This window comes from Mobilitalea sibirica (assembly GCF_015999265.1).
GTDB classification, from domain to species: Bacteria; Bacillota; Clostridia; order Lachnospirales; family Lachnospiraceae; genus Mobilitalea; species Mobilitalea sibirica.
Genome location: NZ_JAEAGR010000007.1, coordinates 15,525 through 39,324, shown reverse-complemented (window position 1 = coordinate 39,324; position 23,800 = coordinate 15,525). Strand labels below are relative to the sequence as shown.

At 35.8% G+C, this 23,800-nt stretch carries 23 protein-coding genes; 1 reads left to right on the top strand and 22 read right to left on the bottom strand.

Annotated features, from left to right (window positions below; all coding sequences use genetic code 11):
* Window positions 1-34 precede the first annotated feature (34 nt).
* From aroB to I5677_RS08240, 6 genes are all read right to left on the bottom strand, one after another.
* Window positions 35-1,123, bottom strand: coding sequence for a 3-dehydroquinate synthase (aroB, locus tag I5677_RS08265; protein WP_197661111.1), 1,089 nt, complete (start codon window positions 1,121-1,123; stop codon window positions 35-37).
* 90 nt (window positions 1,124-1,213) lie between these two features.
* Complete coding sequence (locus I5677_RS08260) at window positions 1,214-1,885, bottom strand: DivIVA domain-containing protein (protein WP_197661110.1); 672 nt, start codon at window positions 1,883-1,885, stop codon at window positions 1,214-1,216.
* A gap of 13 nt (window positions 1,886-1,898) precedes the next feature.
* Complete coding sequence (locus I5677_RS08255; RefSeq protein WP_197661109.1) at window positions 1,899-2,672, bottom strand: YlmH family RNA-binding protein; 774 nt, start codon at window positions 2,670-2,672, stop codon at window positions 1,899-1,901.
* 9 nt (window positions 2,673-2,681) lie between these two features.
* Window positions 2,682-3,239, bottom strand: coding sequence for a cell division protein SepF (locus I5677_RS08250; RefSeq protein WP_197661108.1), 558 nt, complete (start codon window positions 3,237-3,239; stop codon window positions 2,682-2,684).
* 5 nt (window positions 3,240-3,244) lie between these two features.
* Window positions 3,245-4,108: a YggS family pyridoxal phosphate-dependent enzyme gene (locus I5677_RS08245; RefSeq protein WP_197661107.1), complete on the bottom strand. Its 864-nt coding sequence runs from the start codon at window positions 4,106-4,108 to the stop codon at window positions 3,245-3,247.
* Window positions 4,109-4,329: 221 nt separating this feature from the next.
* Window positions 4,330-5,715 (bottom strand): HlyD family efflux transporter periplasmic adaptor subunit, encoded by a 1,386-nt coding sequence (locus tag I5677_RS08240; protein ID WP_197661106.1) that lies wholly within the window; start codon window positions 5,713-5,715, stop codon window positions 4,330-4,332.
* Between the two features lie 264 nt (window positions 5,716-5,979).
* On the opposite strand from I5677_RS08240, the gene I5677_RS08235 reads away from it, so the two are divergent.
* Window positions 5,980-6,180, top strand: a complete 201-nt coding sequence (locus I5677_RS08235) for a DUF378 domain-containing protein (protein WP_197661105.1) — start codon at window positions 5,980-5,982, stop codon at window positions 6,178-6,180.
* A gap of 118 nt (window positions 6,181-6,298) precedes the next feature.
* Here the strand turns inward: I5677_RS08235 and I5677_RS08230 are convergent, their stop codons facing one another.
* The 16 genes from I5677_RS08230 to mutL all read right to left on the bottom strand — a co-directional run bounded on the left by I5677_RS08230 (window position 6,299) and on the right by mutL (window position 23,744).
* Entirely contained in the window at window positions 6,299-6,718 is a 420-nt protein-coding gene (locus tag I5677_RS08230) for a twitching motility protein PilT (RefSeq protein ID WP_197661104.1), read from the bottom strand.
* 461 nt (window positions 6,719-7,179) lie between these two features.
* Complete coding sequence (locus I5677_RS08225; protein WP_197661103.1) at window positions 7,180-8,151, bottom strand: D-alanyl-D-alanine carboxypeptidase family protein; 972 nt, start codon at window positions 8,149-8,151, stop codon at window positions 7,180-7,182.
* A 122-nt stretch (window positions 8,152-8,273) separates the two neighbouring features.
* Window positions 8,274-8,672, bottom strand: a complete 399-nt coding sequence (locus tag I5677_RS08220; protein ID WP_197661102.1) for a methylglyoxal synthase — start codon at window positions 8,670-8,672, stop codon at window positions 8,274-8,276.
* Window positions 8,673-8,676: 4 nt separating this feature from the next.
* Window positions 8,677-9,798 carry an FtsW/RodA/SpoVE family cell cycle protein gene (locus I5677_RS08215; protein ID WP_197661101.1) on the bottom strand — a complete coding sequence of 374 codons (1,122 nt, stop codon included), beginning with the start codon at window positions 9,796-9,798 and terminating at the stop codon, window positions 8,677-8,679.
* Window positions 9,799-9,810: 12 nt separating this feature from the next.
* A complete protein-coding gene (gene minE / locus I5677_RS08210) occupies window positions 9,811-10,086 on the bottom strand; it encodes a cell division topological specificity factor MinE (RefSeq protein ID WP_197661100.1) in 276 nt (91 codons plus the stop codon).
* 12 nt (window positions 10,087-10,098) lie between these two features.
* Complete coding sequence (gene minD, locus I5677_RS08205; RefSeq protein ID WP_197661099.1) at window positions 10,099-10,890, bottom strand: septum site-determining protein MinD; 792 nt, start codon at window positions 10,888-10,890, stop codon at window positions 10,099-10,101.
* A 252-nt stretch (window positions 10,891-11,142) separates the two neighbouring features.
* Window positions 11,143-11,817: a septum site-determining protein MinC gene (gene minC / locus I5677_RS08200; RefSeq protein ID WP_197661098.1), complete on the bottom strand. Its 675-nt coding sequence runs from the start codon at window positions 11,815-11,817 to the stop codon at window positions 11,143-11,145.
* A gap of 36 nt (window positions 11,818-11,853) precedes the next feature.
* Window positions 11,854-14,703, bottom strand: a complete 2,850-nt coding sequence (locus I5677_RS08195; protein WP_197661097.1) for a penicillin-binding transpeptidase domain-containing protein — start codon at window positions 14,701-14,703, stop codon at window positions 11,854-11,856.
* Between the two features lie 2 nt (window positions 14,704-14,705).
* The gene (gene mreD / locus I5677_RS08190) at window positions 14,706-15,212 is read right to left on the bottom strand and encodes a rod shape-determining protein MreD (RefSeq protein ID WP_197661096.1); all 507 of its coding nucleotides are present in this window, start codon (window positions 15,210-15,212) and stop codon (window positions 14,706-14,708) included.
* 18 nt (window positions 15,213-15,230) lie between these two features.
* Entirely contained in the window at window positions 15,231-16,097 is an 867-nt protein-coding gene (gene mreC / locus I5677_RS08185) for a rod shape-determining protein MreC (protein ID WP_197661095.1), read from the bottom strand.
* 224 nt (window positions 16,098-16,321) lie between these two features.
* Window positions 16,322-17,344: a rod shape-determining protein gene (gene mreB, locus I5677_RS08180; protein WP_197661094.1), complete on the bottom strand. Its 1,023-nt coding sequence runs from the start codon at window positions 17,342-17,344 to the stop codon at window positions 16,322-16,324.
* A gap of 49 nt (window positions 17,345-17,393) precedes the next feature.
* Window positions 17,394-18,092 (bottom strand): RadC family protein, encoded by a 699-nt coding sequence (radC, locus tag I5677_RS08175; RefSeq protein WP_197661093.1) that lies wholly within the window; start codon window positions 18,090-18,092, stop codon window positions 17,394-17,396.
* Window positions 18,093-18,218: 126 nt separating this feature from the next.
* Window positions 18,219-18,494: a DUF4321 domain-containing protein gene (locus I5677_RS08170; RefSeq protein ID WP_197661092.1), complete on the bottom strand. Its 276-nt coding sequence runs from the start codon at window positions 18,492-18,494 to the stop codon at window positions 18,219-18,221.
* Window positions 18,495-19,009: 515 nt separating this feature from the next.
* Window positions 19,010-20,230: a methionine gamma-lyase family protein gene (locus I5677_RS08165; RefSeq protein ID WP_206762685.1), complete on the bottom strand. Its 1,221-nt coding sequence runs from the start codon at window positions 20,228-20,230 to the stop codon at window positions 19,010-19,012.
* 238 nt (window positions 20,231-20,468) lie between these two features.
* Entirely contained in the window at window positions 20,469-21,437 is a 969-nt protein-coding gene (gene miaA / locus I5677_RS08160) for a tRNA (adenosine(37)-N6)-dimethylallyltransferase MiaA (RefSeq protein ID WP_197661090.1), read from the bottom strand.
* A 324-nt stretch (window positions 21,438-21,761) separates the two neighbouring features.
* The gene (gene mutL / locus I5677_RS08155) at window positions 21,762-23,744 is read right to left on the bottom strand and encodes a DNA mismatch repair endonuclease MutL (RefSeq protein ID WP_197661089.1); all 1,983 of its coding nucleotides are present in this window, start codon (window positions 23,742-23,744) and stop codon (window positions 21,762-21,764) included.
* Between the last annotated feature and the right edge of the window lie 56 nt (window positions 23,745-23,800).

Genomic DNA, 23,800 nt, shown 5'->3' with positions numbered 1-23,800 from the left:
TTTTATTATATGAGTTATGATAAAAGGATTAAAATTAAATTAATATAGAGTAAATTGCATCAAGCATCTCTTCTTTTGTAACAGTTGGATCAATAACAGCATTGCCAATTTCTTTTAATAAGATAAATTTAATTATATCTGAGTCCATCTTTTTATCAAGCCTTGAAACTTCGTAGATATCCTCTGCCGATAAACCGGATACCTGAACAGGCAAACGAAAGGCCTTAAGTGTATTAATAATTTCTTCATAATCTTTTTGATTAATATAACCTCTTTTCATGGAAATATAGGTAGCTGCAGCCATTCCTATGGCAACACATTCTCCATGTAAAAGGGTAAGATTCATAAGTTTTTCAACCGAATGACCAATGGTATGACCAAAGTTAAGTAAAGCTCTGTCTCCAGTTTCTTTTGGATCCTTTTCCACGACCTCTTTTTTGATCAGGCAGCTTCTTAAGATCATTTCCTTTAATACTTCGAATTCTTTGGCTTGTATTTGCTTCGTATTTTCTTTTAACCAATAATATAATACAGAATCCTTAATGATGCCGTGTTTAATAAGTTCACCCATTCCGGAATTGAATTCGAATTCCTGTAGTGTATTTAGGGTAGATAAATTCATATATACCAGTTTTGGTTGATAGAAGGCTCCTACCATATTTTTATAAGCCTTAAAATCAACTCCTGTTTTACCGCCGATACTGGAATCGACCATGGCTAAAAGCGAGGTAGGAACCTGAATGAATCGAACACCACGAAGATAGGTAGCTGCAACAAAGCCCGTTAAATCACCTACTACGCCACCACCCAAAGCCACCAGTACATCATACCTGTCAAAGCCTAAGTTAATGAGTTTTTCATAGCAGTTTGACACAGTGTCTAAGTTTTTGCTGTGTTCCCCTGCTTCAAAGATAAAGCTGGCAACCAATTTCGCATTTGATTGGATTGCCTCGATGCATTGCTCCAAATAATATTTACTCACATTTGTATCGGAGATAATCATGAATTTACGACCATTCATTCCAAGGGCTTCTAGTTTGTCATATAACCCTTGAAAATCCTGTTCAAGTATAATGTCGTAAGCGGGTTTTTCTTCATAATTCACGGTTAGTATATGATTCATAAAAATTGCATAACCACATCTTATTACATGGGACGAGGTTATGCTTCCTCCTTATCTTGTATATATTATGTACTTAATACACGACCAATCTTAATCATCTGAAAGTGTAATAAACTCAAAATCATCTTCCGAAGTGTTGTTTTGATTGGAATTGTCTTTTGCTTCTTCATATTGTGAGTCGAGTTTGCTACGTTCCTCTAATAACTCATTACTCTCCCCTTGCAATTCATCACCCTGCTCTTCTTCTACATCTATATCAGCTTCAATATCATGTTGTTCAAATTGCTTTTGTTCCTGATATAAGAAGTCATCTGTCTTTAGGGAAAAGCTATTGCTATTTAACAACTCCACCTGAGCATTTAAGAGATTTTTAAAATGAGCTTTAAATAGATCGTATTGCTGAACTAAATTCAACGCTTTATGCTCCAGATATTCAATCTGTTTTTTTGAATCAGCATAAATAAGCTTTGCTTTTGCCTTAGCCTCCCTTTCAATTACTTCGGCTTCTTTGACGGCGGTATCTTTGGTTTCCTGAGCAGTTTTTTCGGCCAAAACCAATGCCTTTTGTAATGTTTTTTCTATGGATTTATAATAACTGAGACTTTCATTTAGTTCACTCATTTTCTTCTTTAGTTCAATATTCTCATTTAACAAAGCTTCGTATTCGGTGGAAAGCTCTTGTATAAATTGTTCTACATCCTTTTTATCATACCCAATTCCGGATTTAAAACCCTTTTCTCTGATTTCTGACGGTGTAAACATTATCTTCCCTCCCCTATGCGGTATATAAGCGTATTTTAATCGAATATCTTCCTTTTTTCGTTATATTTGAAGTGCCAACATAGATGAACTTACCTAAGCCTCGAACGGATACAACATCATTTTCCTTAAGAACATAACTGTTAGATAAAACCACTTTACTGTTAACAAATACCTTACCTCCGGCGATCAGACCGGTTAAACTGCTTCTGGAAGTATGAAAAGCAACGGATAAGATGCTGTCAAGGCGGATCGATGATACAGTGCCGCTAATTTCTTTATATACAGGTTGATACTTAAAGTCGCTTTTGTCAATGATAGAAGAACGAATCATAGTGTGCTTTACCTTAATTAGCTCATCAGCGATAAATTCACTGATTGAAGAAGTGCAAAACAGATAAGCTTCATTCTCCATGGTAATGATATCTCCTACCTTGCCTCGGTCTATACCAAGATTAAGTACAGCTCCTAAAAAGTCTCTATGGGTAAGAGTATCACTAAATTTTTTGTTTAGTGGTTCAATTTTAATGCAGGTAATGGGATAATTAATTTCAGCATCTGATTGTAAGGTATCATCACCACAAAAACAAAGTATTTTCCTCTCGGCATCCGCAAAACCACCGTAAGCAAAATACTTTATTATCGGTAAATCATGTTTGATGCTGAATAAAATACTCTGTTCATTCAAATTCAAAAAATCTGAAAAAATGCAAATACCACGGTTATCCGCCGTGTTCGCCAAATCCAGAAAACGCCTGCGTAGTAGTTGTTCTTCTTTGTCTAAGTTCATTATTACCGCCTAGAATTTTGAGTGGATTGTGGGAGGCTCAAAGCCGCTATCCTGTATGATATCGAGATAATCTCCCGAAATATCAACCGTATCAGGGGATACGATAAAGATACAGTTAGAGATGCGGTGTAATTTACCGTTAATTGCATAAACAGAACCGGAGATAAAATCCATGGTACGTTGAGCTAATTTATCATCAAACCCTTCCAGATTGATTACAGTAGCTCTTCCGGTTAAAAGCATGTCACAGATCACCTGGGAATCTTCAAAGGACGTAGGTTTCATGATACATACCTCAAGTCCCTTTGGTGTAGTCCTAATGGGAACAACCTTACTTGCTGAGCTTCTCTCCATTCTAGACATCCTTTCTTTTTTTAAGTCATTGGTACCCGGAGACACCGGGGCCTGACTCTTTGGTGCTTCATCATACAATTCCTTAGATTTTCTCTCATATCGTTTTGCCTTGATTACTTCTTTTTCGGCTTCTTCATTGAGATAATCTTCATAATCTTCATCATCTTCGGTTAATTTCATGGAATTTAGAAAGTTTTTAAAAATATTAGACATATTACTTATCTCCCATCTATATTTGCTGACACTGGTATATTTGTTGAACGTTCACCGAAAATGCCTGTCCCAACTCGGACCATGGTAGCACCTTCTTCTATTGCGACTTCAAAATCACCGGTCATACCCATGGAAAGAATATTGAAGTAAGGCAGACTGTCCTGTTCTTCCGGTGGCTTTCTTTTATGTTCATCAGTATTTATATTATCGAAATTGATGTTAGAATTTTCAATCAAACTACTATTGATATGAATATTATCTTGGACAATATTCCCTTTATCTTTATTATCGATGTTTTTTGTTTTTATGTCAATAAATAATTCATGTAATTTCCGAAAATGCTTTCTGTTTTTCTCCGAATCTACGACAAATGGTGCGATTGTCATTAATCCTCTGACTCTTACATGCGGGAGCTTTAAAAGCTCGTTTAGAAGAGGAAAAACCTCTTCTTCGGACACACCGAATTTCGTATCCTCATCGGCAATATTAACTTCAATCAGTATATCGCTAACGATCCCTTTCTTAGCCGCTTCTTCTTCGATTTGTAATGCTAACCTTAAGGAATCAACGGAATGTATCAGTACAGCCTTATCAACAATGTATTTCACTTTATTACGTTGCAAATGTCCGATCATATGCCAGGAGATTTCCTCCGGGAATTTTTCCGTAAGGTCATCATATTTTTGTACTAGTTCCTGTACCTTATTTTCACCAAAGTGACGCATACCGGCTTCATATGCTTCTTTAATCATGGAAATCGGTTTCGTCTTACTGACTGCAATTAAAGTAACCTCAGAGCGTTTTCTACCACTACGGTCGCAGGCAGCTTGTATCCTTTGTTCTATATTTAAGAGATTGTCCTTTAGCATATTGCTATACACTCCTTTCCAACAACATCAAATATGTAGATCGTTAACAAATTTGATTGTAAAGTTTTAATATACTAATAAGCGAAGCTTATTTGATAAGCGAAGCTTATTTTATTAGCGAAGCTTATTTGATAAGCGAAGCCTATTTGATAAGCGAAACTTATTTGATACGCTAAGGCTAATTTACTTGTTTGATATGCGAAAACATTCTTTATGGAACGTTAGTATATAATTGCCTGTTCCACCGCAGTTGTACCGTCTAAGGCAATATGATCATATAAGGAGATACCATAGGAAGTTCCTTTCTTTACGATACAGTATTCCTTATTTTGATAAATAATTTCTATTCTTTTAAAAACAGCGTAGCCCATATTAACATTGAATACACCGGTTAATTTACCGGTTTGGTAAAGTTGTATACGATCTGTAGAGTCAGGAGCCTGAATCCAATCTCCAGGTTCAAATAACCTGGTATCAACATAGCCATAGGTATCATCCTGATAATATATATCGGCAGGAACGAAGGTTATATTAATATCACCTGTCTTTGTATAAGTTAGCTTGGTTAACCCGTTCTTACCGCTGTCGCCACCCATAGTAAAATATCTTAGTGGAACAAGATAAAAATCCTTTTCAACAATAGAGGTCAGGGGTATCTTTAAACCATCGATGATATCCATATGGATTTCCAGATCAAGAAAACGATCATCTATATAATTAGCCATATGCTTGTCCATATCTAATTGGGCATAATATTCGGAGTCCTTTTGGAATAAATGAAGCTTGGCAGATGTTTTAAAATCATCCTTAAGTATCGTAAAATCCAAAGTTTCCTTTCCGGCCAGCTTACTATACTGATCTTTTGTAAGAGGCAGAATAATTGACCAGTTTTGAGAGGTGATGAGTTTATATATCGGTGAATTTTGACCATAAATTTCTGTAGACCTTAAGGCAACCCGTTCATAGTTATCTGTAACAAACAAATCCCGGTTCACAGTTTCAGCAGTTACCGTTTCAAAGGAATCCATATAGTAGGATATGATACCACTATCCGGACTGGTCAAAATTTCATAATTATAGGTAATTCCGGTTTCTTCTTGTATGTCTAATCCTTTCTCTATCATAGCAGTATTAAGAAGCTCCAAAACGGTACTGTTGGCATCCTCTTTAAACTCATAAACATAGGAAAAATTATGATCAGAGAATGAAGTTTGAAATTTTTTGATTTCATATTGAAATTTAGCACTGTTTTCTTTCGTTAAGGAAATCGGATTTTCCGCACTCGTAATTATATCAAGAATCTGTCTGCTGTCATCTACGGCATATACTGATGTGTTTTTAGCGACTCTTGCTCCATCCTTTTGTAGATATGATATGTAACCTGCTTTTTCCGAATATATGATACTTTCTTCTCTTAAGATCAGGCCGGTGATAAGATTATCCTCGGAATTGGATCCATCCTTTACCTCATAGATTGAGATATGCTCCTTTGTAAAGTAAATGTATACGTTTATTGCTACATATATAAACATAATAGAGAAAATAATAATACCGATATTAATATTCTTCTGCTTTTTAAACTTCACTACCCTATTTTTATTACGCAAGGTTTCGCCTCCTATAACGGTATTGAATATATTATACTTACTTTTATTCTAATTTGAAACCCTTTTCTTTAAATTATAACATAATTATTATTAGATAGAAAATCAAAATGTAAAAAAATGGTCTTCATAGATAATACTTTTTCATTAAGAATGAATAAATGCGAAAAAAAAGGAAATTATATTAAAAGAGATGATTCTCAAAGCTTAAAGAAATAGTTTACGTAAGCTTTTTATGAGTAATCATAAGGCAAAAGGAGGGACTTTATGAAAACATTGGATTACATTGCATTAATCCTAGTAGCAGTCGGTGCAATCAACTGGGGCTTAATCGGATTTTTCGAATTTGATCTGGTAAGAGCAATCTTTGGAGATATGACTTGGATATCCAGAATCATTTATGCAGTTATTGGTATTGCCGGTTTATACTCTCTAAGCTTTTTCGGCAGATTAAGAAACGACGAATAACTCTAAAAGAATTTTATTCGAATAATAGGAGTTATAAAAATAGGAGCGTACGTTAGACGACGCTCCTTTATTTCTTGTCTGTTACATAAAAGTAATAATAAATATGAAAATGTAACTCTTATAAAGTTACAACTACATTCTTTTTTAATCTTTCAGGGAGTTGTTCAAAATTCATAGATATACTAAGGATTAGATCAACCTTGAATTGCTCTGATATCTTTTCTATTTTATCAAAAACAGTTTCAATGTTTTCATCATTTACATATGCTATTTTTAAGAAACTATCAAGATAAACGGATTGTAAATCATGATCACAAGAAATGATACCGCAGATAAAACCGATAAACTCACTTTGATTTTCAATGAAATAATCTCTCACATTAATAAGCCTGATCTTATTACTTAATTCGTACATGTGCTTGTTGTTTTTGTCAAGATAAACAATGCTTCCTTTTGCTGCCTTCACTTCGGTGTTTGCTTTTTCGATAAGGATTTTTGTCTTTCCCTTACCCTTCTCGCCTGCAATTATCTGTATCATTGTAATCTCCTCCTTATGATGGGCGCATATTATGAATTTGCGGTGCCAATAATTAAATTGTACCATTTGTATAAAAAATCTTATTGCATATATTAATTATAGTACAGTTAGTACAAAAAAACAACTACAAAATTCCATTTAAGGTAAGTTATTTTATAAAGAGATACTGTTAAAATAAGACATAAATTTCTTGTAATTTTCAAATCAATCGATAAAATGATTTATAAATGGTCGAAATAGATATGCTAAAATATCACCTAATATGGTAGATTCATCCTGGCTTCCAATGACTCGTAGAAATCCACTGATTATCACAAATAATAAGTGAATTTATCAACTAGTCATAAGGGGCCATGCAAAAATTACCATTACAGGTGATATTATAAGAATTTGGGGTATTTCTATTCTACTATATATTGATATGGATCTTCGAATTTCTGATATTTATGATACATTTTTCACTACTCATTACTGTGTATCAAGGTTAATAATGAAACCATCTCCGAATATAATACATCTTGATCAGAGGCCTTAAGTATTAAGGATATATAAAAATTACCCTTAGTATCTTCAGATAATAACACAAGACAATTTCCTGCTTTGGAGGTGGTTCCGGTTTTTCCGCCGATTACTGTTATATCTTCTCCTGGATCAATCGCTTCACTATGGAAAAGATTAGTTGACGGATAAGTAACCTGCTTTAAGTTACCTTCTTTATCTTCATATTCTGCGATATATGAGCTTAACCCGATTATATTACGGAATGTATTATATTCCAATAATTCATTGAATATAAGATAAATGTCATAAGCAGTTGAATAGTGATTATTATCATGTAATCCATGGGGATTCACGAAATTAGAGTGGACGGCACCGACACGTTCGGCTTCCATATTCATAAGACTAACAAAATGTTCGACGGTTCCTCCTACATGTTCTGCTATAGCGATACCGGCATCATTACCGGAATGTACTAAGAGACTGTGTAAAAGAGTTTCCACAGAAATTACATCCCCCTCTAAAAAACCGCAGAGTTTCGCTCCCGGTTCGGGGATATGGGAAGCATTGTAGCTTATGGTGACAGAATCGGTTAAATCACCATGTTTTAAAACAACCAAAGCAGTTGCAAGTTTTGTAAGACTTGCAGGATACAGCTTTTTATAAATGTTTTTTGAATAAATCACTTCCTGATCGGTGATGTTGAATAACATAGCTGCTTCAGAGCGTACAAAATCAGCATTACCATGATCTGCTTCCTCTGAAGTTACAACCAGATCTTTTGAAAAAAAATCATGTTCAGTTAAATGATTCGCTTCATCAGAAACTGTTGAAGCATCCAGCTTATCAAAGGATAAGAATAAATCAGAGGATTTATGGCAGCCTCCGATGACGAATATGGCTAATATTACAAAAATCAGAAGTATTTTCCTCATTTGTATCTACTCACCTACCCTCTTTTTATTCCTATAGTAATCAGGAATTCCTCTGTAATGTATGTGATTGAAAAGGATTCAATCAAAGCATAACTTCTTGTTTTAATAATTAGATACTGTAATTAGGATTTAAATATCTCTCTCCAGTCCAAATCACCACGATCTAAAGCTTTAATTAATAATTCAGCCGTTGCAAGATTTGTGGCAAGCGGTATATTGTGTTTATCACACAGCTGAAAGATATTATTAACATCAGGTTCATGAGACTTTGGAGTTAACGGATCTCTAAGAAATATGATTAAATCCAGCTGATTATGCTCTATTTGAGCACCTAGCTGCTGTTCACCTCCAAGATGACCTGCGAGATATTTATGAACATTCAGATTTGCTACTTCTTCAATTAGACGCCCGGTGGTGCCTGTAGCATACAAACTATGCTTACTTAAAATACCGCGATAAGCTATGCAGAAATTCTGCATTAACTTCTTTTTTGCATCATGAGCTATCATACCAATATTCATGTTATTACCCCCTACTTTTTTTTGGCTGTAATCTTATGTTAAGTACGATACCGATTGCTATCATACTACTTAATAAGGAACTGAGTCCCGAACTTAAAAACGGAAGCGGTATTCCTGTGTTAGGAAGCAAAGCAGTTGCTACACCTATATTAACGAACACCTGGAACACGAACAACGAAGCAATTCCCACTGCAATCAGCATGCCCATTTGATCCGGTGCTTTTTTCGCCGTAACAAGACATTTATATATAATTGCTCCAAATAATAAAATTATAATACAGCTACCTATAAATCCTAACTCTTCTCCCGCTACTGAGAAGATAAAGTCACTTTCGGATATCGGAACATAGTTGTATCCACGAATATCAGAGGTGCTTTCAATAAATTGTTTTCCAAGCAATTGCCCGGAACCGATAGCCTGTATGGAATTGTCCTGCTGGAACATGATCTCTGCATACTCTTCTGGATTTAATATGGAGAGTATTCGCCTCTGTTGATACGGACTTAACAGTACCTGATAATCTTGTTGCACATACCAGAAAAGACCTACGAAGGAAGGAATTCCCACTAATAATATCGGCAAGATAATCTTCCAGCTGAGCCCTGAGGCAAAAACCAACATAGCAAAAATAAACATTAAGACCATACTGGTTGATAAGTCGGTCTGCGTTAATATCAAAAAAGTCGGTAATGCCATTGTAATAATCGCAAGTAATAAAACAAAAGCATTGTTAATCTTATCTTTAAATATTGTAAAGAGCTTTGCCATAAACAATATTAAAATTATTTTACTTATCTCAGAGGGTTGAAATTCAAAAAATTTCAGATCCAACCATCTTCTTGCATTATTTCTTTCTACTCCGGCTACCCTAACAAGAACCAACAAAACAAGATTAATCAGATACAAAACGATATAGAATTTACACATAAAATGGTAGTCAATCAGTGATACGAATATGGCAATTAAGATACCGCCCGCAAGACCTACAATCTGTTTCATAAACAGATTTTCATCCTCGAGCTGTACCTGCTTAATTAAAAATGACCCTATTGCTCCCAGTAGGATGACTACAATCAGCATTGAAATATTATATCGTTTAAAATCATATTGTTTAAATTTAAACATCCGAATACATCCTTATTTCTTAGAAGACTTCAGATCCTTTATCGGAATATTAGCAAATAAGGCCGGTACAGTACCGTTATGTGTTTCTGATTCCGTCTGGGTGATTTTAATATCCAGTCCCTCTAAGTCAATTTCTATATATTTTGATATCACGCCAATGATATCATTCTTAATTTGTTCCATTATTTCCGGTGAGCATCCTGCACGATCTGAAACTAATACAAGTTTTAATCGGTCCTTTGCAATACTACCGGTCCCTTTTTTCTTAAAAAAATCTGCAAAGCCCATTCTACAACCTCCCTAGTTTTTCTTCCGTTTACCAAACAGTTTCTCGAATAGTGAGTTCCTTTCATTCAAATCCATGAAGGGTATTTCTTCACCTGTTATTCGTCTTGCGATATTCATGTATGCCCTCCCGGCAAGGGAATCAGAACCTACCAAGGGTTCACCCTGATTCGTAGAGATAACTATGTTTTCATCATCCGGTACAATACCGATTAAATCAACAGCCAGTATTTCGCATACATCATCACTTGACATCATATCACCGCGCTTCACCATATCCATACGAAGACGGTTAACAATCAGGTGGGTTTGTTTCATCTCATTAGCTTCCAGTAAACCGATGATGCGGTCTGCATCTCTTACTGCTGAAACTTCGGGTGTCGTAACTACTAATGCTCTGTCCGCTCCGGCAATAGCATTTTTAAAACCTTGTTCTATGCCTGCAGGACAATCCATTAATATGTAATCAAATTCTTCTTTTAATTCCTCTGCCAGCTTTTTCATCTGCTCAGGGCTAACAGCATTCTTATCTCTGGTCTGTGCTGAGGGTAATAAATAAAGATTTGGATAGCGTTTGTCCTTAATTAAGGCATTACGGATACGACAAGTACCTTCAATTACATCTACCAAATTATAGACAATTCGGTTTTCCAGGCCCATAACAACGTCTAAATTTCTTAGACCGATATCTGTATCAATTAATACTACTTTTTTCTCCAGCATTGCTAAGCCGGTACCTACATTAGCGGTCGTGGTTGTCTTACCTACACCACCCTTACCTGATGTTACTACGATAACTTCTCCCATTTTCCCATTCCTCCTGAGTTTGGAGGGATTATCCTCCTGAGTTTGGAGGGATTATCCTCCTTATTAATGAAGGGTTTATCCTCCTGCAATATTACGGGAACTGATCCCAAAATATGAAGTAAAATATTAAGATTACTCCCAATTGCTTTATGTGATTATTATACCACATAATATATCTATCGTTAATCACAAATTATACGATGACTGTATAAATGTAATAACAAACCATGAATATATGTCTTATATCTTAATTTACAAATTAATATCATTCAAAACACTTTTATTAAGTGGTTCTATATAAATATTGCCGTTTTCAAGAAATGCTATCTTCGCTTCTTTTACTTCGTCCTTAACAGGCTTGTCCGGTGACCTTGCAATGGTATCCGCAATTCTTATTTGCATGGGTCTCATATCGAGAGCTACCACAAAGGAATTGGTATTACCACAGGCCCCTGCAAAGGCATTACCTTTTAAAGCTCCTAACACAATGATGTTTCCTTTGGATACCACTCTAGCTCCATGGTTGACATCACCTATGATAACAACACTGGTTTCAAATTCAAGGGAAGTACCGGAACGTAAAATTCCTTTATAAAACTGCCCCGTATTATTCTCCAATTCCATAAGTTTTTGCTCAAGGTTTTTACGAAAGGTTTCTTCGGTATCCGGATCGTTATCAATTACACATACAATCTGCATATCAGTATTCTGAGCAATAATATCAAGAATTTCTTTTTGCTCTTCACTGGATAGCTTTCGGCCTTCAAAGCTGATTGCCATTTTTGCATTCTCAAAAAACTTACTGGATTCTTTGAACTTTTCAGCTACCGTAAGCTTTAATTCATCAAATTTAATATCAGGACTCAACACGACTATGATACCGTATTTATTTCCCTTGATCATAACTGAATTATTCGCTGTGTTCATTCATTTCTCCTTTAGTATCATAATAGAAACAATAAATTATTCTAAATAGGAAGCAATGTTACTATCAGGAACGGAAGCTTCCTGTTTGACTAAGTCATCAGGATCCTCCAAGTTAAAATATACTTTATAAATATCTTTTGTTAGCTCAGCTGCGTTACTGGAGGTATATCCGTTCGGGATTACAGATGTAACTGAAATCTCCGGGTTTTCGAAAGGTGCATAGGATACAAATAGCGCATTGTTTGGATTCACCTTACTGATCTGCGAGGTACCGGTTTTTCCGGCTACCGTAACACTAAAGTCAGAGAACAGTCTGTTAACGGAACCGCCTGATTCATTCGCAACGGCGTACATACCCTTTTGTACACTATCCCAAGTACTGGACTTAATATTCGTTAAATCATTATAAATTTTTGCTCTGTTATATCTTATTATATCTCCGTCTTTATTGGTGATTTTGTCCAGTAAGGTAAGATCATAATTAATTCCTCTGTTGGCCAAAGTTGTTACATATCTTGCCAATTGAACCGGAGTATAATCGTTGGAACCCTGTCCAATGGAGGAACGGACGGAATCCTTATCCGATACATTGGGAATCGCTTCATAAAGCTCAATACCGGAGGTATGATCTAAGCCAAACATAGCGGCGTATTTCTGTAATTTTTCAAGCCCCAGCTTTTCATTAAATTTACCCGTACTATCAATGCTTAAGCGGAAGCCCATCTCATAGTAATAATAGTTACAGGAAACCTTTAAAGCATCCACAATATCGACTGAACCGTGGGAATGAGGATAAATATGACATTTTGCAGCTGGATTTATTTTTTCAAATATACCCAAATCCCGTATCTTTTCATAAGGGGTTGTAACCCCCTCCTCTAAAGCGGCAAACGAGGTTACCATCTTAAAGGTGGATCCGGGTGCAGTCCTCGTGGAAGTTGCACGATTTAGTAAGGGCTTTGTTAAATCATCCAGTAGTTTTTTGTAATATTCGGCATCTACTTTGTTGGCTAAACGGTTATTATCATAACTGGGATAGGTAACCATAGCTAAAATATCGCCGGTTTTCACATCCGTAACTACTACAGAACCGCTATATGGTTCCAAGGCAAGCATGGCCGGTGTAATCTCAAGATTAGTCATTTTATCCTTAATAAAATTAAAAGCTGAGATACGGCCTGATTTCAGATCATTTTCGTCTTTATTAGATTTTAACACATTTTGGTCGAATAATAAAAGACAAATTTCAGTTCCTGATAATTTATATGAAAATACCAAGTCTCGATATATTTTTTTGTTAAATTTATCATCACTTAATAGGATATCCTTCGTATAGTCAAGTAATTTTTGATACAGTTCTTCCGAACTGTAATACTCTTCACCAACGTTTAGCTTGGATAAATCAATATAATTGCTTGCAATGGCATGTTGAAGGAAGTTACTTAAGGAAGTTCTATCATTGATATAGGATTTATATACCGGATCATCAGCAGGTATATCCTTACTAAGTAAAATATCATAATCCTTTAGAACCTGATAATAATAGATAAGATAATCTTCCATGTCACCGGAATTACTGTTAGTGACAGTATTATTGCTATCCAAATAAGTATCAAACTGATCAAACACCTGATTAAGTCTTGTACTGTATTTTTGATATACTTGTTTTTCTAAAGAAGTAGCATCTCTGTCATCGAAAGCAGTGATATCTATGACATTATTATTAATTAAAGCAAAATATACCTCATAGACCGGTAAAAGAATATCCGCCGCACTCTCTCCTTTACTACCGTAATTCATATCCGGTTGTAATTTTTCAACTAAGATACCGGCAATTTTGTTCTCTAGCATATGATATGCGGCTCTTTGCAAATTACTGTCAATGGTTAGATATACATCATTACCAGCAATGGGATCTTCACGGTCTACTACATCAGTAACCTTACCATAGATATTAACGGTTACAGTTTCATTTCCCTTTTTGCCACCAAGTTCTTTTTCATATTCTTTCTCTAACCCAGATTTACCGATGATATCCGTTGAGTTATAATAATCAGAACCATCATCTAAATCTTCCAGTTCTTGTGCACTGATTAAGCCGGTATAGCCAAGAATATGAGAAAAATAAAGACTATCGTGATAAACGCGATGTGTTTGCTGCTGTATCTCAACACCGGGTAAATCAGCACTGTTTTCCAAAACTGCGGCAACGGTTGTATCAGATACTTGAGAAGCTACGGTAATCTGAACAAATTTCGGATAATTACTTAATAAGGCATAACGTACACTCATGATTTTTAAGGTCTCATCCACGCTATATTCATCCGATATATTGAACATAGTTGTATAATTATCTCCGGTTCCCTTACGCAAAAACTCATAAACCTCTTTTGCAGAAGCTTTTTGTTGCGCCTCAGTTAACTGGTTATTCTCAAGCATATAGGTATAAACGTTTTTCTTAAAGCGGGTTAAGGCTGAGCCGCTAATGGTAAAATCAAATTCGCCATCCTCTGTTTGGATAATGTAGAACTCGTTATCCAGTGTATCGCCCTGATCTTCAATAATATTAATTAATTTGTGAATTACTTTATTTCGCTGTTCATTGGAGGTGATTTCGTTGCTATCCTCCATAGTAACAGAATAGGTTAGCATGTTAGAAGCCAGCAGTATACCATTTCGGTCATAAAAATTACCCCGGGTACTTTTGATTTCCCTGTTTTTCGTCTGTTTTAAGTCAAACTCCTCTGCATGGGAAGGTCCCTGAACTATCTGAAGTACGAACAATCGATGGATAATCACAGAAAACAAAGCCAAAAAAATGAGTGTAATTGGAAATAACCTGGATTTTAATATTTTTTTTAAACCTTCTAAAAATATATCAAACACTCTTATGCCTCCTCATTTTCTCTAGCGTTTAATCGGTTATTTATCATATGTAACAGCTTATATAAAAACACTGAGACGGTGACTGTATATATAATTTCGGGAAATATAAACCTTCTGAGATAGAACAAAAAATCTAATCTTCCTCTCAATAAAAATTCGAAAATATAATAAAAGAACCCATAAATGAAATCACTGACAGCTACGAAAATAATCGGCAAAGTATAATCGTCATTGGAATAAAACCGATTGGTAAAACCGATAAAATAGCCGATGAGTAAATACAATAATGCATATAACCCGATAACATTACCGAATATAATATCCACTAGGATTCCACTAAAAAACCCAAGAAAAAGACCGGTAATTCTTCCGCGCATATAAGCGAAGGATACGACCAATATTAATAATAAATTCGGCATCACATTGGCTAATGCAATATAATGAAACATTGCACTTTGAAGTACAAAGCATATGACGATCGATAATGTATATACAATAAAACGTTTCACAAAGATTACCTACTTTTCTTAATCTATTAAAGGTTCTTTTAATAAAGGCTCTTTTAACTCAGTAATAATCAGAACCTCTTCCAGTCTTTCAAAATCTACAACGGGAGTAAGATACGCAGTTTTCGTCATATTACTGGAATCCAGTTTAATATCACTGACATACCCAATTAGAATACCCTGCAGGAAATTAGGACTGATATGGGATGTAACCACCTCATAATTATCTTCAATGACAGCATCCTTACTGATTAATTCAACCCGGATTTTACCCTCATCCATTAGCTTCAGGTCCCCCCGTACAATACAGGTATCCGAAGTTTTAAGAAACATACCGCTTACATTACTGTTATCATCTATGATGGAACGAACAACAGAATAATTATAATAAACCTCCGTAATAATACCTGCTAGACCGTTACCAGCCAATACATTCATATTAACCTTCAGTCCATCCCTGGTTCCTTTATCAATGGTAAACACATTATACCAGTTATTTGTATCCTTACTGATTACCCGAGCTGCTACCTTTGGATAATCAAGAAATTTCTGGTCCAGTTCATACAACTTTCGAAGTCCGTCCAGCTCATATTTGTCTTGCAATAAAAGCTTGTTTTCATAACTGAGAATGTGAACCTGCTCTTTTAATTTTTCATTCTCTTCCAATAACTCATTAATATTGGCTAAGGTATCAAGTTTATCGGAGATAAAACTTCCAACTGTATTAATTCCTTTTTGCATCGGAGAAACCACAGTTCCTACAGCAGATTTGACCGGAGCAAACTGTTCTCCAAATCGAAAGGATACAATAATTAAGCTGATACAAAGGATAACGCTACCAATTAATATATGTTTTGGATTAATATGGATTTTTGCTCTTCGCCTCATAGAAACTCCTAATAATTCATAAGTGAAATCAACCATGATTGACTTATGGTATTTCAATTTTTGTTTTTTGAATATATCTAAACTTTAGAATATTGATTGATTAAAACCTCGTAAACTAATAATACGAAAGTATACGTTATTATTGACCTGTTATGGAAACTATGCCTGTAAACAGCTTATGCCCGTCTTACGGGCAAAAAGAAAGCGTACATGGATTTATCCTGTTAGTTTACAAGAGTCTTCGGTCTTAAGGCATCTGCAAGGGAAGCCAGTTTATTATCCTCCATAATTCTCTTTAAACCATTTACAACTGTATTGGAGGAATCCGGGCAAATGTTGATTTTTAAATCTGTCTCTTTGTGTAGAAGTTCATCTAATGCAAAGATTTTAGCAGACCCTCCGGTAATATAAATACCGCTGTCTATAATATCAGAAGAAATTTCCGGAGGCGTTCGCTCCAATATAATTCGAATGGCATCGATGATGTTAAATAGATACTCTGATATGGCTTCATATACATTATCAGAGCTAACCTCCATTACCTTCGGTAGGCCGGTTACTACATCTCTACCGTATACTTTAACTTGACCTTCCACCGTAGGTAAGGCACAAGCCAGTTGTTTTTTTATGTTTTCCGCGGTCTTGTCTCCAATATAGAGATTGTATTTTTTCTTAACAATACTTTTAATGGATTCATCCAATCGATTACCGCCAATTGGAATTAATTTGCTAAGCACAATGCCTCCTAAGGATAGTATGGACACCTCAGTGGTATCAGCACCAATATCCACAACCATGACACCCTTAGCAGTCATAACGTCCAATCCGGCGCCCACTGCATCGGCAATCGGTTTTTCTACGATTTTAATTTTACCGACTTTTAAGTTAGAGCTGGCAATCAGATCATAAAAGGATCTTCTTTCAACCTCTGTAATATCAGTTGGGGTAGCTACAATATAGTCTGCCGTACCGGGTCTTTTTGATCCGCTGATGCGAAACATAAAATGGTTAAGTAATGCCATCATATTAGCAACATCGGCGATTACTCCGCTCCTAACAGGATAAGTAACATTGATATTGGCAGGTGCTTTTTCGTACATATCATATGCCTCATTCCCTGAAGCAATTACGGTTTTACGATCTGCGATCGCGATAATGTTACGCTCATCCAGTACTATTCCCTGGCCTTTTTTGCAAATTTTAATGGTACTTGTACCAAAATCTATTCCGAAAGCCTTCGAAGCCATATTGAATTACCTCCTAATAATCCTAAGTAGTCAAAATATAAGTTTCGCATCATAGTAGCCCTTGTTCTTTTAAGCTGATATATCTATTATCACCAATAATAATATGATCCATAAGCGTGATTCCAACTAAATTGCCGGCTTCTTTCATTCTTTTGGTTACCCGTATATCCTCCGCACTGGGGGTTGGATCTCCGCTGGGATGATTGTGCAATAGAATAATGTTGACTGCTTCATACTTTAAAGCCTGTACAAACACCTCTCTTGCCGGCATAATGGATGCGTTAATAGTTCCTGTAGATATTATCATATCTTTCAGCAGCTTACTTTTTGAATCCATCATTAAAAGAAGAACCTGTTCTCTGGTAAGATGCCGTAAATCCTGCATATAATAATTAGCAACACTTTCCGGAGTAACAAATTTTAAGCTGTTTTGATGTATCTCTTTTGACATGCGTTTTGTAAGCTCTGTTAAGCATAAAAGTTCAATGGCTTTTACCCTACCAATACCATTAATCTTAACAAGTTCCTTCATTGTAAGGTAATTAAGACCCTTTAACCCCGGATTAGTTAAGGAATAATTAAGGATGTTTACCGCCAAATCAATTGCTCTTAGGTTCTTAGTGCCTGTCCTTAAAATGACGGCCAAAAGTTCTGCATCAGATAGATATGAAGCTCCGTATCTTTCGCATTTTTCATAGGGACGCTCCGATACAGGGAGTTCTTTTACTGTTAAATAGTTTTCTTTCATAATACCTCCTAATTACTCTCTCCAAGAAATCAGATGGTTTTTCATGAATGAAAGAAACTTTCTATAATTAAAAGCAAACAGGGGATCTATATAAGGATATAAATCAAAGTTTGCATTCAATACCTATTAAAGTCTTTTATAGATAAATATGGAGGATGCAGCCCCAATAACACTTCCAATACTTATCTTAATCCTTAAGCCAAAATGAAGCACAATAACACCAAGATTAAGACTTACTATATTATTTTTATCTACATCTCCTATTGCAAAATCCATTCCATAATTTAACCAAGACAAAATCTTAATATCTTTAGTTAAATACCCAACAAAGCTTCCGATTACAATACCGGCAAGTATTAATAAAAATAATGCCCATTTATTTTTGCCATATGTTTTAGCCATAATATCAGCTCCCCTCCGGATAAAATCCGGTATGTATTTTCTACATTCTTCGCTTTAAGATACCCGATTTTTTCTTTAATGTTATTATCTAAATACCAAAATTTCATATAACATTTTATCATATGTAAGGAATTTTGTATATAAAAAATATAACAGTTACATTAGTGTAAATATTACAGGTTACTGTTCACTCGCATATAATAATTGGGCACAATGATTTCGATAAATGATTCCGAAAAGGAGTATTTGCATTCGTCAGTACTTAGGTTCTGTTTTTTAGAACCTTATGTACTGCTACGTAATGCAACTAAGCGAGAGCGGCTCCGCGTCGGAATCCTTTGTCGAAATCATATCCTCTACTTTGACTGGGGAGTGAATAGTAACTATTACAGTTTCATAGTGAAGATTATAATAAAAGTATAATCTCGTTACTATGCTGCATGTAGTAACAGGTTTTAGCAATATACTTCGTATTGGAGAACTTATTAGGTTTATTATCTTTTTATTAGATCTAGTTATAATTGTATCAGTCTCTGTTCGTAAAGTTTTTGTAGGGACATAAGAATACCGAATTTCGCATGATACCAGGTTAGTCCACCTTGAAAAAACACGGTATAGGGAGGCTTAATCGGTGCATCAGCAGATAATTCGATGGAGGAACCCTGAACAAATGCTCCGGCAGCCATAATAACATCACACTGGTAACCCGGCATAGCCCAAGGTTCCGGTGATACATAGCTGTCTACGGGAGCTGCAGCCTGTATTCCTTTACAAAAAGCAATAACCGCTTCCGCCGAGTTTAAATTCACAGCCTGAATAATATCATGTCGGCTTTCCGTGCCGTTAGGCATAACTTCAAAGCCAAGACGTTCATAGAGATTAGCTGCATAGATTGCGCCCTTTAAGGCACCGGATACCACCGAAGGAGCAAGGAAGAGACCTTGAAATAGACTGGCATTCAAGCCTAAGGTAGCTCCCACTTCCTTTCCAAGTCCGGGAGCCGTTAATCGATAAGCAGCATTTTCAATATATTCGCTTTTGCCAACAATATAGCCTCCAATGGGTGCAAGACCACCTCCGGGGTTCTTTATTAAAGAGCCGACACAAAGATCTGCACCGACATCTGAGGGCTCCAAGATCTCGACAAACTCTCCGTAACAATTATCCACCATACAGATAATATCAGGTTTTAATTTTTTTAAGAAAGCGATCAAGCTACCGATCTGCTCAACAGAAAGGGTAGGTCGACTTGCATATCCTTTGGAACGTTGGATTGTAGCAAGTCTTGTTTTTTCATTTATTGCCGCTCTAATCTTATCCCAGTCAAAACTTCCATCCTCTTTCAAATCAACCTGACGATAAGTTATACCAAATTCCGCAAGAGAACCTTTAGTTTTGGTAATACCGATAACGCCTTCCAGGGTATCATAAGGCTTACCAACCGGGGATAATATTTCGTCTCCCGGTCTTAAATTCCCGGATAAAGCAATGGTAAGGGCATGGGTACCGCTGATTAACTGTGGTCTTACCAATGCATCCTCTGTATGAAAAACATCTGCATATACCTTCTCTAAGGTATCTCTGCCGATATCATTATATCCATATCCTGTAGTTGCAGCAAAATGTATGTCGCTTAAACGGTTGTCCTGCATGGCTTTCAATACTTTAAGCTGATTATATTCTGCTACTTTATCTATTATAAAAAAACGTTCTTGTAAGGCTTTTTCCGTTTCCATACTAAAGGCTAAAACCTTAGGGTCAATACCTAAGGCCTGATAAGAACATTCTAATGTTTCTTTATACACGTTTAAATCCTCCTAATATCTTACATAATCACTCATAGAATTGAAAATGTGATTAAGTGCTTTAAGTAAATACCCAAAAGTATGATTAACGGATGAGTATTATCTTTATCTGGCTATGTTGTTTAGTTATTGAATTCGCGTTACAAACCAATCGGTTAACATAATAATATTAAGTCACATTATGATCATATTCTTGTATTACATTTCGATTCAGTAACTGTTGAATCATAAAATCAAGAATGTCAGAATCATCCTGATAGTGGTCCTTATCAATCCAAATTACATCCTTCTCCCGTTTAAACCAGGTGAGTTGTCTTTTGGCATAATGCCTGGTATCCCTCTTAAGGATATCTATGGCCTCCTCCAAGGTGGTTTCACCTTCCAGATAAGCGATAAGTTCCTTATATCCCAGTCCCTGCATGGATACCATATCTTTTGTATAGCCGCGATTTAACAGAGCTTTTACTTCATCAAGAAGTCCCCTATCGATCATAATATCAACCCGTTTATTGATGGTATCGTAAAGCTTTGCCCTGTCTTTAGTTAATACAAAGTAGCAATGGCTATAGGGGGATTTCTTCTCTCTTTGTTTTTGATTGTGAACGGAGATCTTGCTACCGGTCAGCTTAGCATATTCCAGAGCACGGATGATCCGCTTTATATTATTCGGATGAATAGCCTCGGCACTATCCGGATCCGTCTTTTTTAAAAGCTGATGGAGGTACTCTCCTCCCCTATCCTTAGCTAACTGTTCCAGTTCTTCTCGATAAGTGGTATTAATTTCATTCTTAGTAAAATCAATATCATATAACACTGCCTGTATATAAAAGCCGGTACCGCCAACTAAAATCGGTATTTTGCCTTTTTCATGTATTTGATTTAAATATTCTTTGGCAAATTGTTGAAATCTAACCACGTTAAAATCTTCATCCGGATCAAACTCATCAATCAAATAATGAGGAATACCATCCATCTCTTCGGCAGTTATCTTAGCAGTACCAATATCCATCGATCGATAAACCTGCATGGAATCAGCTGAAATAATCTCTCCATTCACTGCTTTGGCAAGATGGATGGAAAGGGCTGTTTTACCGACGGAAGTAGGTCCGGTTAAGATGATCAAAGGTTTTTTATCCATATAAACTCTCCATGTTGTTGCTTATGGTAGCTCCCGCATATCATAAGATTAACTATCACCTAAAATATATTTTAAAAAAATTAAATATAAATACAAAAACATATTAGATATAAATACATTATATATCTTAAAAAATATTAAATACAAAAATCAACTATATTCAAAAACATTCCAAATACAAAAACATTCTAAATACAAAAACATTCTAAATACAAGAACATTCTAAATAAAAAACTTACCTATATATAAAAACATTTAAAACATAATAAAAATTCATACAATAACAGCTTAATGTAGCAACTACTTTGTAAGCTCATACATAAGTTAAAGAATTCTCTTGAATTTCTTCTCAAGCTCATATTGGCTCATAGAAATAATCACAGGCCTGCCATGGGGACAATGATATGGATTTTCCAGTGTTAACAGATCTTTAATCAATGCAGTGGCCTCATGTAAGGAGAATTTGTGGTTTGCCTTTACCGCTGCCTTACAGGAAAGAGAGGCTACCCGTTCCAATATGGAGGAAGGATTCGGTGTATTGTTCACAAGACTCTCAGCCAGTTCATCGATAAATTCCAAGATCAATTCTTTCTCAGACAACCCGAATAAATCAGCGGGAACGGCCCGAACAGAATATTCGTTTCCTCCAAAGGGTTCAAATTCATAGCCGATTTGCTTCAGAAACTCTTCGTGCTTTTGTAAAACCTCCTGCTCCCGAAGAGTTAAGGTAAGAACAATTGGTGGAAGTAATTGTTGCGAACTATAGATTTTATCTTTTGCAGCGGCCATAATCTTTTCGTATAAAACCTTTTCATGGGCAGCATGTTGGTCAATGATATATAGTTCTTTTTTGTATTCCACCAACCAATATGTTGAAAATACCTGACCGATGATTTTGTGCTCCTCGAAGGAAGTCTTTGATAAAAACTTCTCTTCTTTTGTAGGATTATCCTCAGTAAACAGATTTAACTGCTTTGTTTCACCGTACGCGATATCTTCTTTTACTACTGATTCTGTAGGAGAATGATCTAAAAGGGATTGATCTGAAGAAGAATTATGTGCTTCATCCCCTGAGGTAGGTACTGCATTGTAGGAGCTGTTATGATATCCAACACTAGATTTATCGAATGAAGTATTTTTAAAGGAATTTCCATTAAAGTTAGCGTTTACTCCATGACTATCGAAATTTTGAGGGGATTTCTTGTTATGCATTGGCTCCAGAACAAGCTTTCTACGGATTTCTTCAAAGGGTTCCGGAAGCTTTGTGGCTTGCTCTTCATTTGTTTCCTCTTTTGTTAAGGTAACCTTTGGTATCATTTCTTTGCCGGATAAGATATCTCTTATGGCATCTACAGTAGCCTGATAAACCGTTTCATTATTTTTTAACCGTATCTCTAATTTCTGAGGATGTACATTAACATCAATTGTGTTAGGGTCGATTTCATAGTATAGGGAAGTAAAGGGATATTTGTGCTGCATTAAAAACGGTTTATATGCTTCTTCGATTGCTTTTGTTATAACATTGCTTTTGATATATCTTCCGTTAATAAAATAATTCTCATACATACGATTTCCGCGATTAATCATAGGCTTTCCAATAAAACCGGTGATTTTTAATTCATTGGATTCATAATGTAACGGCAATATTTCCTTCGTTATATCCCTGCCGTATATATTATAAAGAATATCTTTTATATTATTATTGCCGGAAGATTGCAACTTAACTTGATTATTTACTATATATTTAAAAGAGATATCAGGATGGGAAACCATAAGTCGTTCCATCAGGTCACTGATATAACCTGCTTCTGTAACGGCTGATTTAAGAAACTTTCTTCTGGCCGGCGTGTTGTAAAACAGGTTCCTTATAAGGATTGTTGTACCTCCGGGACTCCCAATCTCCTCCAAGGATTTTTCGTCACCACCTTCTATGATATACCGATAGCCGTTTAAGGAAGAAGATGTTTTTGTAATCAGTTCCACCTGAGAAACGGCAGCTATACTTGACAAAGCCTCTCCACGAAAGCCAAGGCTTGTTACGGATAGAAGATCTTGCGCTGTTCGGATTTTACTGGTGGCATGACGAAGAAACGCCATAGGAATGTCCTCCTTTGCGATTCCTGCACCATTATCTGTAATTCGGATCAAGCTTAAACCGCCTTCTTTTATTTCCACAGTGATTGCGGTGGAACCGGCATCCACTGCGTTCTCCACCAGTTCCTTAACTACGGCACTAGGGCGCTCAACGACTTCGCCGGCGGCGATTTGATTAATGGTAGGTTCATCTAATACATGTATGAATGGCATTTTGTTATCTCCTACCTTTCTTTTTGGATTAATCAATGTATATATGATTTTTTTAT

Excerpts from the sequence above, each read along its gene's own strand:
- I5677_RS08225 (WP_197661103.1), bottom strand. The coding sequence starts at position 8,151 with ATGAGGAAAATACTTCTGATTTTTGTAATATTAGCCATATTCGTCATC.
- I5677_RS08260 (WP_197661110.1), bottom strand. The coding sequence starts at position 1,885 with ATGTTTACACCGTCAGAAATCAGAGAAAAGGGTTTTAAATCCGGAATT.
- I5677_RS08165 (WP_206762685.1), bottom strand. The coding sequence starts at position 20,230 with ATGGAAACGGAAAAAGCCTTACAAGAACGTTTTTTTATAATAGATAAA.
- minE (WP_197661100.1), bottom strand. The coding sequence starts at position 10,086 with ATGGGCTTTGCAGATTTTTTTAAGAAAAAAGGGACCGGTAGTATTGCA.
- I5677_RS08220 (WP_197661102.1), bottom strand. The coding sequence starts at position 8,672 with ATGAATATTGGTATGATAGCTCATGATGCAAAAAAGAAGTTAATGCAG.
- I5677_RS08170 (WP_197661092.1), bottom strand. The coding sequence starts at position 18,494 with ATGGCTAAAACATATGGCAAAAATAAATGGGCATTATTTTTATTAATA.
- I5677_RS08235 (WP_197661105.1), top strand. The coding sequence starts at position 5,980 with ATGAAAACATTGGATTACATTGCATTAATCCTAGTAGCAGTCGGTGCA.
- minD (WP_197661099.1), bottom strand. The coding sequence starts at position 10,890 with ATGGGAGAAGTTATCGTAGTAACATCAGGTAAGGGTGGTGTAGGTAAG.
- I5677_RS08245 (WP_197661107.1), bottom strand. The coding sequence starts at position 4,108 with ATGCTAAAGGACAATCTCTTAAATATAGAACAAAGGATACAAGCTGCC.
- miaA (WP_197661090.1), bottom strand. The coding sequence starts at position 21,437 with ATGGATAAAAAACCTTTGATCATCTTAACCGGACCTACTTCCGTCGGT.
- mreC (WP_197661095.1), bottom strand. The coding sequence starts at position 16,097 with ATGAGGCGAAGAGCAAAAATCCATATTAATCCAAAACATATATTAATT.
- I5677_RS08215 (WP_197661101.1), bottom strand. The coding sequence starts at position 9,798 with ATGTTTAAATTTAAACAATATGATTTTAAACGATATAATATTTCAATG.
- minC (WP_197661098.1), bottom strand. The coding sequence starts at position 11,817 with ATGAACACAGCGAATAATTCAGTTATGATCAAGGGAAATAAATACGGT.
- I5677_RS08230 (WP_197661104.1), bottom strand. The coding sequence starts at position 6,718 with ATGATACAGATAATTGCAGGCGAGAAGGGTAAGGGAAAGACAAAAATC.
- aroB (WP_197661111.1), bottom strand. The coding sequence starts at position 1,123 with ATGAATCATATACTAACCGTGAATTATGAAGAAAAACCCGCTTACGAC.
- I5677_RS08255 (WP_197661109.1), bottom strand. The coding sequence starts at position 2,672 with ATGAACTTAGACAAAGAAGAACAACTACTACGCAGGCGTTTTCTGGAT.
- mutL (WP_197661089.1), bottom strand. The coding sequence starts at position 23,744 with ATGCCATTCATACATGTATTAGATGAACCTACCATTAATCAAATCGCC.
- I5677_RS08250 (WP_197661108.1), bottom strand. The coding sequence starts at position 3,239 with ATGTCTAATATTTTTAAAAACTTTCTAAATTCCATGAAATTAACCGAA.
- radC (WP_197661093.1), bottom strand. The coding sequence starts at position 18,092 with ATGAAAGAAAACTATTTAACAGTAAAAGAACTCCCTGTATCGGAGCGT.
- mreB (WP_197661094.1), bottom strand. The coding sequence starts at position 17,344 with ATGGCTTCGAAGGCTTTCGGAATAGATTTTGGTACAAGTACCATTAAA.